Origin of the sequence: Fibrobacter sp. HC4, assembly GCF_023373925.1 — a bacterium.
In the GTDB taxonomy this organism is placed as follows: Bacteria; Fibrobacterota; Fibrobacteria; order Fibrobacterales; family Fibrobacteraceae; genus Fibrobacter.
In genome coordinates this window covers 74,201-87,939 of the sequence record NZ_JALCZV010000001.1, presented here as the reverse complement: position 1 = coordinate 87,939, position 13,739 = coordinate 74,201, and the positions used below count along the sequence as shown (strand labels likewise).

Here is a 13,739-nt window from a genome sequence, read left to right as displayed (position 1 = left end):
CGGGGGGCTTTGCTTTTATTATCTTAGAGCTATAATGTTAGGGCGTGTTCATAAAAATGCAGGTTGGGTGTCTGCAGTTCTTGCCATGGTCGCTTTGTATCTGGCGGCCTGCGTGGACGATTATGTCGCCCGCGGCAATGCGGCCCTGCGTATCGGCGACTTTGAACGGGCCATTTCCAATTTTTCGAAGGCTCTTGACGAAGATCCGGCTAATCGGGATGCCCGTTATGGCCTGGCTCTATCTTATTATACTACTGCTGAAGATGGGGAACGTCTGCGGCTTCCGTCTTTTGACCTGTGGAGTCGAGCCGCCCGTGAATTCAAGATCCTTTCTAGAGTGGATAGCAGCGGACGGATTAACGCTAACTATTCGACCTGCCTTTTTTACCTGGCCCGCGCGACCTTGGCCCAAAACGAGGGGGCCAATGTGCTTCCGTTGTTGGACCAGTCGATTCAGCTGGATAGCGTCAACTACTTCAGCTACAATCTGAAGGGGCTGATACTTTCCCATCGGGGACGGGGGAACGATTTGGAACAGGCCAAGAAGATTTTTATCCATATCGTGACACACGACCCGGATTTTATTTCGGCCTATGTGAACCTGGGCAATGTCTACTGGGAAGAGGGCGATGTGGAATCGGCCTGGGATATCTGGTCTATGGGGCTGGAGAAGGCTCCCAATCATGAGGATTTGCTGCGCTGGACCCGGGTGGCTGAAGACTCTCTGAAGGCTATGGTCTTGTCTGGGGAACTATGACCGAGGTGAGGTTCCCTAAAAAGTCCCTGTTGGATTCGGCGACCAGGTGCTTCTTGCTTCATGAGGGCGGGGAGGCCTGCGTCTATGGGCTTTCGGTGGAGGGCCGCGGCAACCTTGTGCTGAAATGGTACAAGTCCCATGCCCGCTTTGACGGGAGCGTGATTTCTTCGATTGCAAACAGTCCTGTGGACGGTCTTTACCGGATTCTGGAGTTTGGAGAGCGGGAGGGTACGCCCTATGTTCTCTATGAATTTATTGATGGGGTGGCATCGGCGGAGTTTGATGTAATTCCTGTGGCGGAGGCGCTAGTGGCCCTGCGGCAGGTGGCAAAAACCTTGTCTGCGTTAAGCGAAAAAGGCTCCCATCATGGAGACCTGAGTCCGTCTAACGTTCTTTTGACTGCAACTGGAGATACTGTCCTTATTGACTTTGGGCTTGTGGGTCTTGGGGCGTATGCCTATGCGGCGCCCGAACGGTTCCGCGGTCGAACCTCAGATGCCCGATCCGACATGTATAGTCTTGGCTTGCTGCTGTACCACTGGATCTGCGGAAGGGACTTGGTTGAGACGGATGTTGTCTTGAAGACGACAGGAAAGTTGGACAGTCTCGATCCATTTGTTGAGTTGAAACCTACCGAAAAACTTTATGAAACCGGGATTTTTTCTCCTGGAGAACTGGCGGCTCTCGAACCGATCTGGACGGGACTTTTGCGGAATAGTCCGGAGGAACGCTTTGAGGATTTTGACGAACTGGACGAAGTCCTTGAGATTGCCCTTTATAAGGTATGCGGTGGTGAAATTGCGATCCTAAAGAACAAGCAGAATCTTGCCGGACGAGTTGAAAAAATGCTACAAAATGTTCCGGCCTTTTCGGAACCCTCGGATTTTTGCCCATTTCCCTATCATATTGCCCAGGGAGTGGGAAAAAAATTCCCAGTGAAACTCTCGGTTTTGTGCGGCTTAGGACTTATATTATTGATTGTAGTGGCTGTCCTTGTTTTGGGGGACCGGAATCCAGATATCGATGATGTGGCTTCCATGGTTCTTGAAAATTCCAGGAATCTGGAACTGAAGGATCTGCCTGCTTCGGAAGTTAATCCATAGCTTATAGAGGTGCTCATGAAATCTGAATCGATGCTTGCCACGGAAAAAATGTTGGATGTGGTGAAGACTCTTTTAGATGAGGAGCAGCCCGAGAGTCTTTTCCCGAAAATTCTTGAAGTGGCCCGCGGGGTCCTTCATGCCGATGCCGCTGTGCTGGATATTGGTGGCGAAAAGCCGCTCCACCTGAGCAACCCTGAATCGGTGGCGATTTCTATTTCTGCCGTAAGGCTGGCCAAGGCCGAAAAGCGGGCCGTGGTGTGGAACCAGCTGGATGACGAAAACGCTGACCTTTCCAAGTCCATTGTGCAGAATCAGCTGACCAGCATTATGGTGTCGCCGTTCCGCACGCCTGAATCCGAGGCGGGATATCTGTACTTGCAGCGTGCCGCCCGCGAGGAACCTTTTACGGAAGACGACAGTCAACTTTTTGACTCCTTTGTGGCGGTGTGCGAAAAGTTTGCCTTTGCCATGTTTGACAGGCTCCGCGATAAGGAATCGCTGGATGTCTTGAAGAATGTTGTTCACAAGGACGGGGTGGTGTACTCCAGCAAGGTCATGTCGGACCTGATTGCCCTGGCCGATAAATTGGCCACTTTGCCGTTGCCCGTGATTGTCCGTGGCGAAACGGGTACGGGGAAGGAGGTCATTGCCCGCTATATCCATAAGCATAGCCCCCGCAGCGACAAGCCCTTTATTGCAGTGAACTGCGGCGCCATTCCGGAGCACTTGATGGAATCTTTGCTGTTTGGACATGCCAAGGGTTCCTTTACCGGAGCTATTGAAACTCGCAAGGGTTTCTTCGAAGAGGCTGACGGCGGCACGATTTTCCTGGATGAGATTGGCGAGTTGCCTATGAACATGCAGGTTAAACTTTTACGCGTTCTGCAGGAAAAGCATATTACCCGTGTAGGTGACAATCGCGAAATTCCTGTAAATGTCCGCGTGATCAGTGCGACCCACGTAGACCTGGAAACAGCCGTCAAGGAAAAGCGCTTTAGGGAAGACTTGTATTTTAGAATCCAGGTGATGCCTGTGGTGATGCCCGCCTTGCGTGACCGCGAACAGGATGTGGTTCTGCTGGCACAGGAATTTCTGACCCGATATGGTGCGGAATATGGCCGCGGTAAGTTCCGTCTGAGCCGTAATGCAGAAAAGGCCATGCTCAGTTATTACTGGCCGGGCAATGTCCGCGAACTGGAAAACAAGATTCAGAAGGCCTTGGTGCAGGCTGTTCATGGCGTGGTGCAGCCTAAGGACCTGGGATTGGACGACATGCAGGCTCAAGTCAAGGATTCTCCCAGATCTCTGAAGGAGGCCCGCGAGGCGGTGGATCGTGAAGTTATTGGCAGGGCCCTGCGGGATAGTAACGCAAACCTTACCCTGGCCGCATCCATTTTGGGAATTGACCGCAAGGTGTTGCGCGAAATTATGGAACGTCTGGGAATGCATAAGGAAGACTTCAAGAACTAGTTGTTATATTTTGGCAGACCTATGAAAGGGTTTTGCCTAAACGGATAGTTGGCACGGATATTGCGAAAGTAAGATGATGAATAAGAACACTTTCATTTCGATACTGATGATGGCTACGGCGCTGAGTTTCGGTGCCGAGTCTTCGATGCGTCCGATGTCTTCTGTCCCGACCCCCGCCGAAAGAGCTGAAATTTCGAAAGAAACGCCAGATTTGGGTGCGAAGGAAAGTGAAGACTGGCAGAAGATGCGTGCCGAAAGACGTAAGGCCCGTGAACAGATTCTCTCTGATTTGCGAGGTCGTTCTTCAATGGAAAAACAAAATTTCCGTCAGAACACGGTGAAAAAGCGGGACGAAAATGCTCACTTTGAGGGGGAATTCCCAAAAAATCAATCTCGCGAGCGCAACCCTTTTTATGAGCGTCCTGAGTCTCAGTACGGTTATCCTCAGCGAGAAAATCGCGGTCCCGGTTTTGAGGGGGATCGCCACCGCTATTAATGCGTTCGCTGGCGGTAGTTGTTCTATTGCTTGTGTCTGTGCTTTGGGCCGAGACTCAGCAGGCGGCATATTACCGTGCCATGCAGGCTGAGGAGGCTGGTAATCTAACCGAAGCCTTGACAGCCTTTGAAGAGGCCGTACTTATACCTGGTCCCTATACCGAAGAAATCCAGGAAATTATAAATCAGTATAAACTGGCGCTGGACTTTACTGATTCGTCGGAAGTACTTGTTTCTGACAGAAGTTCTTCTTTGTCGTTCCGTTTTTTGGGAGACCTTGGTTTTTACGGTCTTCATTACACAGAGAGTGGCTGGGTCGAAAAAATAAGCGAAGATGGCGGTGACCTGTTCTTTACCCTTTCCTCTTTTGCCGATTATGCGGTTGGCGATTATATCCATTCCCTTGGCGTATCCGCTATGACGGACTGGTTCTTTGATAATGAGGATATGCCCGCTCTGGATACCAGCGACTGGAAACTGACTCTTGGCTTGGAATATGTGTTGGTGGCGCCAACTTTTGTTCTTGATATGGGCGTGGATTTTAATACGGCCCCAAATGAAAGTTTTTCCCCTTCTTTTTATTCCTGGTTAGAAAAGGATTTCTTTAAGTTTGAAAAACAGCGGGTAGGGGCGGCTCTCTGGGGATACTACGATACAGATGGTCCCCTATCTTTCGCCGTGTATGGATCTTGGCATCGTTCTTCTGTGTACGGATGGAATGGAAATGTCTACCTGGGCGTGCGACTTGAGGCAGACTCCGTTGTGGACGTCAAACGTTACATGGCTGATTACGAGGCGGCGTACAATGCTGCTTACGATGAGATGGACGGTTTCAATAATGAGGCCCCCTTTAATGGCGGATTCAATAATTGGGAATCTTCTGATGGGTGGAATGCTCCGTCTTATATGGGAGGCTATGGCGGTTATAACGGTTATGGCGGATTTTATGACAATGAAAATCCTTGGGGGAATAATCCCTTCAATGGAAACCCCAATGGATGGGGGGCGTTCGAGGAAAACTTGGGGGACTCCTCTTCTACGGTATCTATTGATGTTCCCATGTACAAGTCTTATGGCAAGTGGATTGGACCTTCCCTGCGTTCAAAATTATCCTATAAGTTCCGCACAAAAATTACGCTGGAAGGCGTAATGAACCTGTACTATGGTGTTGTGGTTGCCGGTCCAGACGATGATTACGAACAACTTAAAAAGTTCAGTGGGGTATGGGGAGCGACCTTGTCTTGGGCTCCCAGTTGGCTTACGGTCTACCTAGGTATGGAAATGCTTTACCGTTGGTATGACTTGCCGATCTACTATAAAGGCATTTACGCCAAGAGCGGTTTCCTTTCAGAAATCAAGACTGGCGTTAAATGGAATTTCTAATGGAGATAGTGGGAGTCGAACCCATGACCTACTGATTGCGAACCAGTTGCTCTACCAACTGAGCTATATCCCCAGGTTTTGCACAAGATAAAATTATTTCTTCTTGCGTGATTTGAAGTCTTCGACAATCGGTCTGATGATCGAGGCTAGATTCATTGCCGTTCCGATAAGAATCAGGGCTGATGCTGCATGAAGGCCGATTCCCGGTTCTACCTTAAGTAGGGGAATGCCCATGGCTGCGTTTAGTTTACTTAGCTGGGCGACAAAGGCCCACGAGGCGACCATGGTAAGCATGCCGATTGTGATGGAGCCTAGCGGGGTAATCAAGGCGAACGCTGCTGCCAGGACCGCTCCGACTAATAAGGCGTAAAGTACTGGCATGGTAGGTAACTTTGGAAACTCGGGTATGGTCTCCTTGAACTTGTCCATAGCCTTGGGATTACCGGCCTGCATTTTCTTCAGGGTGCCAAGAGCCGGTTCTTTCAGTTCTTGTTCCAGGTCGAGACCTGTGGCAAGCTCATAGAGGGTCGGCTCTGCGATGACCTTGTCGTCATTGCAGGATACGTTAGCCATAGGCATCAGAAAGGCAAGGATCACCAGCAGGTAGGGGATGGCTGTGATCTTCTTGAAGAATCTCATCTCTCTGCTGTTGCGAGTTTCAGACTTTGTCATTTACTACCTGCGAAAGGTGTCCAGGAGGTTTCTCCGCCTAGAGCGTTATTCATGGTCTTTTCGGGTTCGGTTGCGGCGGGGGCTGCATCGACTTCGCGCATATCGAAGATGCTTCTGGAAAATGCGCAACGGAAACCGATTGCGTCAGACCAGTAACGGGGGTCTTCATCATCGCGTTCGGTCAGGTTCAGAACGGATTCCTTGTCTTTCCAGGAACCACCCTTGTAAACCTTGTTGGAGCCCATCATGGAACCGGTGGGGTTAGAATCTTCAACCCAGAACGAGAACATGGAGTAGCTGTCGAGAGTCCATTCTGCCACGTTACCGGACATGTCGTAGAGTCCCCATTGATTGGGCTTCTTGGAACTGACCGGCTGGGGACCGTAGTCAAAACTGCTCTTGCCTTTCTTGTAGGAATTGTCGCGATAGACAGCATAGATGTTCACGTTGGGATTTTCATCTAGATTCCACAAGGAGCCTTCGTTGTTGTCGGCTCGGCCTGCAAATTCCCACTGGGCTTCAGTGGGCAGGTCACCACCAATAGCCTGGCAGAACTTGCGGGCGTCTTCCCAGTTGATGTTGTGTACCGGTTTGCGGGGGGCCAGGAAGGTGGAACGGTCTTCAATTCTCTGGGTGGAGTCGATCTTGGCCATGACCTCCTTGAACATCTGCTGCGTCACTTCAGTGGTGTGGATGGCGAAAGGAGACATGCTAACGACTTTGCCGTAATAACGAAAGGCCCCCGAGTCAATGAGTGCCACGGAGCCACGGATCTTGTCTCTGATAATGCGGGGAGCGTTGGCGTTGACTTCTAGATGGAAGCCTTCGTCGGCCTTGGCGGTTTCAACCTTGCGTTCCTCGCTGATTTCCTGAGGAGGAGGTTCTATGGGGCGGTTGAGCCAGTCCTGGACTTCGGTCATATCGAAGATGTAGCCCGGCAGTTCAAAACTACCGTGGCTGGGCAGGATGTTCTTATCTATTTCCAGTTCCAGCTTTGAGTAGCGATACTGGTAGCGACCTTTGAGCAGGCCTTCCTGGTAATGCCAGACGGGCTTGTTGTTTTCGAGGGTGATGATGGCGCGGACGCTGGCGCCTGCAACGATCATGGCGTAAAGAGAATCGGGAGTGTATCCGTCTACATAGCCGTTCCAGGAAACGTCGTAACGTTCATGGTCCTTGCCCAGAAAAACTCGGATGCCCACGACGGCCTTTTCGTTTGTTGCAGGGTCAATTCCGTAAACCGGTTCCATTTTCGAAGGGATCATGGCTCCTCGAAGAGGGAGGGCCTGCAGGCTGTCCAGCTTACGACGGAGGGCCTTGTTTACCAGTCTAGCGGGACCCATCTTGCTGGAACGCCATAAGTCTAGAGCTTCAAGACGCTTCTGCTTGAATCTTACCATGTAGTCGTGGTAGGGCTGTTCGTCTTCGGCGATGTTCAAGGTCAGGGGACGCCTGGGGGTGGGGTAAATCTTTGAAAATTCGTTTGTGTCTACCAGGTCTACGTTACGCTGCAGTTCGTATGTGAGCTTATCGTACAGGTATTCAGTCTGTTCCAGAGTCCTGGCTGCGGCAACGCTATCTAGGGTGACGGTTGTCTTGGGCGGATTGATGGCTGTTGTATCAACTGCGATCAATTCCGGTTTCAGTTCCACAACACTTCCGCTAGGAACATAAACGGCGTCTACATAGGGGAGGTAGTCCGGAGCGCTAAAGGCGAAGGCGTACATACCCGGCTTGACAGGGTAGATTCTGGAAGGTACCGAGTCCACCATCTTGATGGTGATGGATGTGGTCTGCAGGTCCTTTATTGGAGAGCTGATATTGATTACGCCGGGAAGGTCCGTTTCCTTGAGCATCTGCCAGCGGTCATTCTTGCGGAAGAACAGCTTGGGGACGCGGGGAGAGTATATGTATTCCTTGTCAAAGTAGATGTCTGATTCATCCTGGAATGCCTTGGTGTTGGAAGAACCGTAAAAACGCATACCGATGACTTCGGAGGATTTCAGGTAATTTTCCTTAAGGCTGAAAGCGTGGAGTCGGGTGAAGTTGTTGACATCCAGCTGACCAGAGAACCAGTGGTATTCCTTGGGACCCTTTTTCTGACGGAGGTAGATGGTGTTGGACTTAAGAGGAATGGTCGGCGTTTCAGAAATGGAGAGCCCACCTTCACGCACGATGGGCATGTCTGCCACTTCATGCATTCCTACGCCTTTCTTGAACAGGTTGGGAGCAATCTTGTAGTTGCGGTCACTGTCTGCCATGGAGAGTGCTGGGAGCAGCATCAAGAGCGGCAAACAGCGGGCGCACAGGTGTGAAAACTTCATATTTTCTCCTCTAATCAAAGCTCTTTTAGAGATGTTCTAAAACATCGCAATTTTATTACATAAAAATAACTTTTTTGTGTAAAATCATAAAATGAGAGCTCTAATTTCTATTCATTAATGCCCATTTCCAACAAATGTCCGCCTTCAGATCCGCCTACGGGGCCCAATTCCACCTTCCAGTCGGCCAGACGGATAATGTCGGGGTGGTGCTCGATGACGATTACCGTGTCGCCACGGGCAGAAAGTCTGCGTAGCAGGTTCCATAGAATCTGGATATCTTTTAGGTGGAGGCCGGTGGTGGGTTCGTCTAACAGGTACACCATTTCGGTGGCGGGACGTTTGGCCAGTTCCGCTGCCAGTTTTAGGCGTTGTGACTCGCCGCCGCTGAGGGTGGTTACGGGCTGTCCTAACTTGACGTAGGGTAAGCCCACATCACGGAGGCATTCCAGCTTGGGCAAAATCTTGGGTTGGTCCTTGAAGAATTCACAGGCTTCAACCACGCGCATGTCCAGGACGTCGGCGATGTTCTTCCCCTTGAAAGTGACGGTTAGGGTTTCCTGGTTGTAACGCTTGCCACCGCAAACTTCGCAGGGTTCCCAGATGTCTGAAAGGAAGTGCATTTCTACGGAGATGGCGCCTCGCCCTTCGCAGGCTTCGCAGCGGCCTCTGGCCAGGTTATAGCTGAATCGGCCATAGTCAAAGCCCTTGACCTTGGACTGTTCCAGCTTGGCGAACAGTTTGCGGATATCGTCGAATACGCCGGTAAAGCTGGCGGGGGTACTGCGGGGAGTGCCCGAAATGGGGCTCTGGTCTACCAGAAGTACTTCCCCAGTTTGCTTTTTCTTTCCGCGGGCCTGGAATTTTTTCTTGAGGGCGGGGTAAATCTCGTCCATGACCAGGGAACTCTTGCCGGAACCGGAAACTCCGCAGACCACGCTGACGGCGCTCTTGGGGAACTTTACGGAAAGGTTCTTGAGGTTGTTGTGGCAGAGACCGCTAAATGTATAGAATTCCGTGGAGTCGGTAATGCGGATGGGGGCCACTTCGTTGGCCACGGGGGTTTGGTGGGTTAGGAACTTTACGGTTTCACTGCGGGGGAATTGCTGCAGGGCGTAAGGCTTGGCCAGCAAGGTGGGGGAACCTTCGGCTACCACTTCGCCACCGAAGTCGCCTGCGCCAGGACCCATATCGATAATGTGGTCGGCGGCTTCCATCATCTTCTGGTCGTGTTCAACAACCACCAATGTGTTGCCCAGGTCGCGGAGTCGGTACAAGGTGTCTAGCAGTTTTGCGGTGTCACTTTCGTGAAGACCGACGGTGGGTTCGTCCAGAACGTATAGCACACCTTCTAGGCCGCTGCCGATCTGGCTTGCTAGGCGGATACGCTGGGATTCGCCACCGCTCAGGGTGTCGCCGGCGCGGTCCAGGCCGATGTATCCCAGACCCACAGATTTCAGGAAGTCCAGGCGGCCGATGATTTCACGGAGCAAGGGCTCTGCTACGGTGCGCTTGCCTTCGGCGTTCTTGTCGTTGTCGAAGTTCACGTTGGCGAACCAGTCCCGGGCATTGGCGATACTCATGTGATGAACGTCCATGATGTTCTTGCCGTTGATTCGTACGGCAAGATATTCCGGCTTTAGACGTTCTCCATGGCAGCTGGGGCATTCCTTGGGGGAGTCCTTCTTGCCGTCTTTTAGGTAACCAAGGCCAAGGCAGGTTTCGCAGGCACCCCAGTGGGTGTTGAAACTGAAGAATTTGGGATTCAGGGCGCTGTCCATGTACCAGCCGCATTCAGGGCAACCCGGTTTTTCGCTGGCGGAAAGACGTTCTTCCCCTTCGCAGTCCATGTACAGGATGCCGTTCCCGTCGCGGTAAGCCCTTTCAAAGGCTTCGACCAGTCGGGCTCGGTTATCTTCCTTGACGACAACCTGGTCCACAATGGCCAGCACCTGTTTTTCGCGGGTGGGAATCTTGGGCAGCGGCAATTCTACCAGCTGGTCGCCCATGTACACCTTGCGGTATCCCTTTTCTGTCAAAATTTTTGAAAGTTTCAGGATGTCCTTTACCTGGAAGGGGGCGAGGACGGTAACCATCTTGTTCAGGTCGCGGCTGAAGGCCAATTGGATCAAGTCGCCGGCGGCATAGGAATCCACGGGCTTGCCGCAATGGAGGCAGTGGGGCGTTCCTGCCCGGGACCAGAAAATACGGAAGTAATCGTAGATTTCGGTGAGGGTGGCCACGGTGCTGCGAGGGCTCTTGCTGGCGCTTTTCTGGTCGATGGCGATGGCGGGGGCGAGACCTGTAATGGAATCGATGCTTCCGCGGTCGGGGCGGCCCAGGAATCGTCGGGCGTAAGTGCTGAGGGTTTCCACAAAGCGACGCTGGCCTTCGTTGAACAAAGTATGGAATGCCAGGCTGGATTTGCCGGAGCCGGAAACTCCTGTAACAACAGTCAACTTGTGGCGGGGAATGGTAACGTCAATGTTCTTGAGGTTGTGCTTGCGGGCGCCTCGAACTTCGATGTCAAGGGAAGGGCCGTCAACTCCCGCCTTCTTGGCGGCTGCGTTATAGATGGCGCGGTTTTCGGCAACGGCTCCCATCTGGCTGACAGGAACGTTCTCGCCGTGTTTTTTTGCCAGTACCGGAGCCAGGTAGCGGCCTGTTTCTGACTTCTTGCATTTGGCGATTTGTTCCGGTGTGCCGGTGGCGATAATCTTTCCGCCGTGAATGCCTGCATCGGGACCCAGGTCGATAATCCAGTCGGCGCACTTGATTACGTCAAGATTGTGTTCGATAATGATGACGCTGTTGCCCAGGCTGCGCAAGCGGTTCAGACATTCCATGAGCTTGCGGATGTCTTCGAAATGGAGACCTGTGGTCGGTTCGTCTAACAGATAAAGGGTCTTGCCGGTACCGGGCCTGCGCAGTTCAGAAGCGATCTTGATACGTTGTGCTTCGCCGCCGCTCAAGGTTGTGGAGGGCTGTCCTAAGGTCAGGTAACCAAGGCCCACTTCGCAAAGCAGATTCAGCGGCTGGGCGATTTTGGAAATGTCCTTGAAAAATTCTGCGGCTTCGCTGATGCTCATGTCTAGAATTTCGGAAACATTCTTGCCCTTATAATAAACTTCGCGGGTGGCGTCATTAAAACGCTTGCCGTTACAGACTTCGCAGGTCACCTGGACAGAAGGCAGAATGTGCATGTCCACTACTTTTACGCCGGCACCTTCGCAGGCATCGCAGCGGCCGCCTTTCACGTTAAAGCTGAATCGGCTCTTGCTGTAACCGCGGATCTTGCTTTCTTCCATGCTGGCGAAAAGGTCGCGGATGTCGTCCCAGATTTTTGTGTAGGTGGCAGGATTGCTGCGGGGGGTGCGGCCAATGGGTGTCTGGTCGATTTCAATGACCTTGTCGATATTTTCGAGGCCTTCCATGTGGTCGAACTTTCCCACAGGTTCTTCGGAGTTGAAGAATACGCGGGCCAGTTCACGACGCAAAATCTGATTAACCAAGGTGCTCTTGCCGGAACCCGAAACGCCGGTTACTACCGTGAGGGCGCCGTCCAGCGGAAATTCCACATCGATGTTTTTCAGATTGTTCTCGGCGGCTCCGCACACCTTCAGTTTCGGGGTGTCCTTGGTAATTTTCTTCCGTTCTGCAGGAATCTCGATTGCCTTACGTCCGCTCAGGTATGCGCCTGTGAGAGAAGCTTTATTCTTTTCTAGTTCATCAACGGTTCCTGCGGCGATGATTCGTCCGCCTTCTACACCGGCGCCGGGGCCCACGTCAATGACGCAATCGGCGTGACGCATGGTGTCTTCGTCGTGTTCCACCACAATCAGGCTGTTGCCCTGGGCTCTCAAATGTTCCAGCATTCCCAGCAGCTTGTCGTTGTCGCGGGGGTGCAAACCGATACTGGGTTCGTCAAGAACGTACAGCACACCTTGAAGCCCGGCGCCCACAGCACTGGCCAGGCGAATTCGCTGTGCCTCGCCACCGCTCAAGGTAGAGGCCTTGCGAGAAATGTTCAGGTAACCAAGACCCACCGCATTCAAGAAACTCAGACGGCCGCGAATCTCCTTCAGCACTTCCTTGCCGATTCGCAATTCCTTTTCGCTCAACTTCAAATTGTCGAAAAATTCTACAGACTTTTCTACAGACCAGTCGGTCAGTTCCGTAATGTTATGACCGTGAAAATCTACGGCGTTGGCGATGGGGTTAATGCGGGTGCCCTTGCATTCGGGGCAGACTCCAATTTCCATGAACTTGCGGAAGTGGAAAATATGCCACATGTCCCACAGTTCCTGCATGATGCTGATGACGCCTCGTTCGCTGCCGCTAGGAGTGCCGTACAGAATGGCATCCTGCTGTTCCTTTTTCAGCTTGTTCCAAGGCGTGTCAAACGTAAACTTCATTTCGTTGGCGATGGTTCGCAAGTTGCGCCAGCCGAAATCGCTAAAGATGATATTGCCATCGTCCTTCTTCTGGCAGGCTAGGGCTCCCTGCTTCAAGGACAATGTCTTGTCGGGAACTACCAGATTTACGTCGAACTTGCAGCTTTCTCCGAGACCGCGGCAAGCGGGGCATTGCCCCTTGGGATCGTTAAAACTGAAGAATCGCGGTTCCAGTTCCGGGATGGAGATGTTGCACTTGGGGCAAGCTAGCAGCGTACCCTGCAGGCGGTATTCCTCGGCGCCGTTCGCACCAGAAACTTCTGCAGAACCCGTTGCACCGGTAGCACCAAACAAGAAACTCACCAGTTTACCTTCGGTCAACTTTAACGCCCCTTCCAGGGCTTCGCGGAGGCGGCTCATGTTCTTGCGTTCTAGAACTAGGCGGTCAATCACCGCTTCGATGGTATGCTTCTCGTATCGCACCAATTGCGGCACTTCTTCAATTCTATAAATCACCCCGTCTACACGGGCGCGAACAAAGCCCTTCTCCTTAAGCTCTGCCAGCTCCTTGCGGTATTCGCCCTTACGTTCCTGTACAATGGGGGCCATGACTGTCAGCTGTTTTCCTTCGTCCCCGGCATAGAGATTATCAACAATCTGGTCTACCGTTTGCGCCTGGATTACGCGTCCACACTTAGGGCAATGAGGCACGCCAAGGCGTGCAAAAAGTAGGCGGTAATGGTCCAGGATTTCTACCACTGTTCCCACGGTACTACGTGGGTTTCGGTTCACCGTTTTCTGGTCGATGCTGATGGTGGGAGAAATGCCGCGGACACTTTCCACTTCGGGGCGCTTCATCCGTCCAATAAACTGGCGGGCATAAGCTGAAAGGGATTCCACGAAACGACGCTGCCCTTCCTGGAACACCGTATCGAAGGCCAGGCTGGATTTTCCCGAGCCCGAAACGCCGGTGACGACTACGATGGAGTCGCGGGGAATGGATAGACTTACATGTCGGAGGTTATGCTCGTGAGCGTCGCGGATGTCGATGGACTTTGTCATACCTCAAATATAGTGAACATTTGAATAGAAATCAATGACTTGTGGGCTAAATAAGCCATATTGGATAATGGAAATTGAAGAC

Annotated in this window: 8 protein-coding genes and 1 tRNA gene; 5 read left to right on the top strand and 4 right to left on the bottom strand. The window is 52.1% G+C overall.

The features are described 5' to 3' along the window. The first annotated feature begins 34 nt into the window (after positions 1-34). The 5 genes from MMG03_RS00330 to MMG03_RS00310 all read left to right on the top strand — a co-directional run bounded on the left by MMG03_RS00330 (position 35) and on the right by MMG03_RS00310 (position 5,208). On the top strand, positions 35-757 hold the full coding sequence (locus MMG03_RS00330) for a lipopolysaccharide assembly protein LapB (protein WP_073155731.1): 723 nt from the start codon (positions 35-37) through the stop codon (positions 755-757). Between the two features lie 5 nt (positions 758-762). After that, the gene (locus MMG03_RS00325) at positions 763-1,860 is read left to right on the top strand and encodes a protein kinase domain-containing protein (RefSeq protein ID WP_249505351.1); all 1,098 of its coding nucleotides are present in this window, start codon (positions 763-765) and stop codon (positions 1,858-1,860) included. A 15-nt stretch (positions 1,861-1,875) separates the two neighbouring features. Next, complete coding sequence (locus tag MMG03_RS00320) at positions 1,876-3,330, top strand: sigma-54-dependent Fis family transcriptional regulator (RefSeq protein ID WP_073282802.1); 1,455 nt, start codon at positions 1,876-1,878, stop codon at positions 3,328-3,330. Between the two features lie 73 nt (positions 3,331-3,403). Beyond that, positions 3,404-3,826, top strand: a complete 423-nt coding sequence (locus MMG03_RS00315) for a hypothetical protein (protein WP_249505350.1) — start codon at positions 3,404-3,406, stop codon at positions 3,824-3,826. A gap of 38 nt (positions 3,827-3,864) precedes the next feature. Next, positions 3,865-5,208: a hypothetical protein gene (locus tag MMG03_RS00310; RefSeq protein ID WP_249505349.1), complete on the top strand. Its 1,344-nt coding sequence runs from the start codon at positions 3,865-3,867 to the stop codon at positions 5,206-5,208. Here the strand turns inward: MMG03_RS00310 and MMG03_RS00305 are convergent. The 4 genes from MMG03_RS00305 to uvrA all read right to left on the bottom strand — a co-directional run bounded on the left by MMG03_RS00305 (position 5,209) and on the right by uvrA (position 13,657). Next, positions 5,209-5,281, bottom strand: a tRNA-Ala gene (locus tag MMG03_RS00305). Positions 5,282-5,301: 20 nt separating this feature from the next. Next, a complete protein-coding gene (locus tag MMG03_RS00300; protein WP_073155744.1) occupies positions 5,302-5,880 on the bottom strand; it encodes a hypothetical protein in 579 nt (192 codons plus the stop codon). After that, positions 5,877-8,204 (bottom strand): SUMF1/EgtB/PvdO family nonheme iron enzyme, encoded by a 2,328-nt coding sequence (locus MMG03_RS15955; RefSeq protein ID WP_073233599.1) that lies wholly within the window; start codon positions 8,202-8,204, stop codon positions 5,877-5,879. Before MMG03_RS15955 ends, MMG03_RS00300 begins: the two co-directional genes overlap by 4 nt. A 107-nt stretch (positions 8,205-8,311) precedes the next feature. Beyond that, positions 8,312-13,657, bottom strand: coding sequence for an excinuclease ABC subunit UvrA (gene uvrA / locus MMG03_RS00290; protein WP_073233601.1), 5,346 nt, complete (start codon positions 13,655-13,657; stop codon positions 8,312-8,314). Positions 13,658-13,739: the final 82 nt, after the last annotated feature.

Bases quoted from the DNA above. Each gene is read 5' to 3' on its own strand.
- MMG03_RS00315 (WP_249505350.1), top strand. From the start codon at position 3,404: ATGATGAATAAGAACACTTTCATTTCGATACTGATGATGGCTACGGCG.
- MMG03_RS15955 (WP_073233599.1), bottom strand. From the start codon at position 8,204: ATGAAGTTTTCACACCTGTGCGCCCGCTGTTTGCCGCTCTTGATGCTG.
- MMG03_RS00330 (WP_073155731.1), top strand. From the start codon at position 35: ATGTTAGGGCGTGTTCATAAAAATGCAGGTTGGGTGTCTGCAGTTCTT.
- MMG03_RS00320 (WP_073282802.1), top strand. From the start codon at position 1,876: ATGAAATCTGAATCGATGCTTGCCACGGAAAAAATGTTGGATGTGGTG.
- uvrA (WP_073233601.1), bottom strand. From the start codon at position 13,657: ATGACAAAGTCCATCGACATCCGCGACGCTCACGAGCATAACCTCCGA.
- MMG03_RS00300 (WP_073155744.1), bottom strand. From the start codon at position 5,880: ATGACAAAGTCTGAAACTCGCAACAGCAGAGAGATGAGATTCTTCAAG.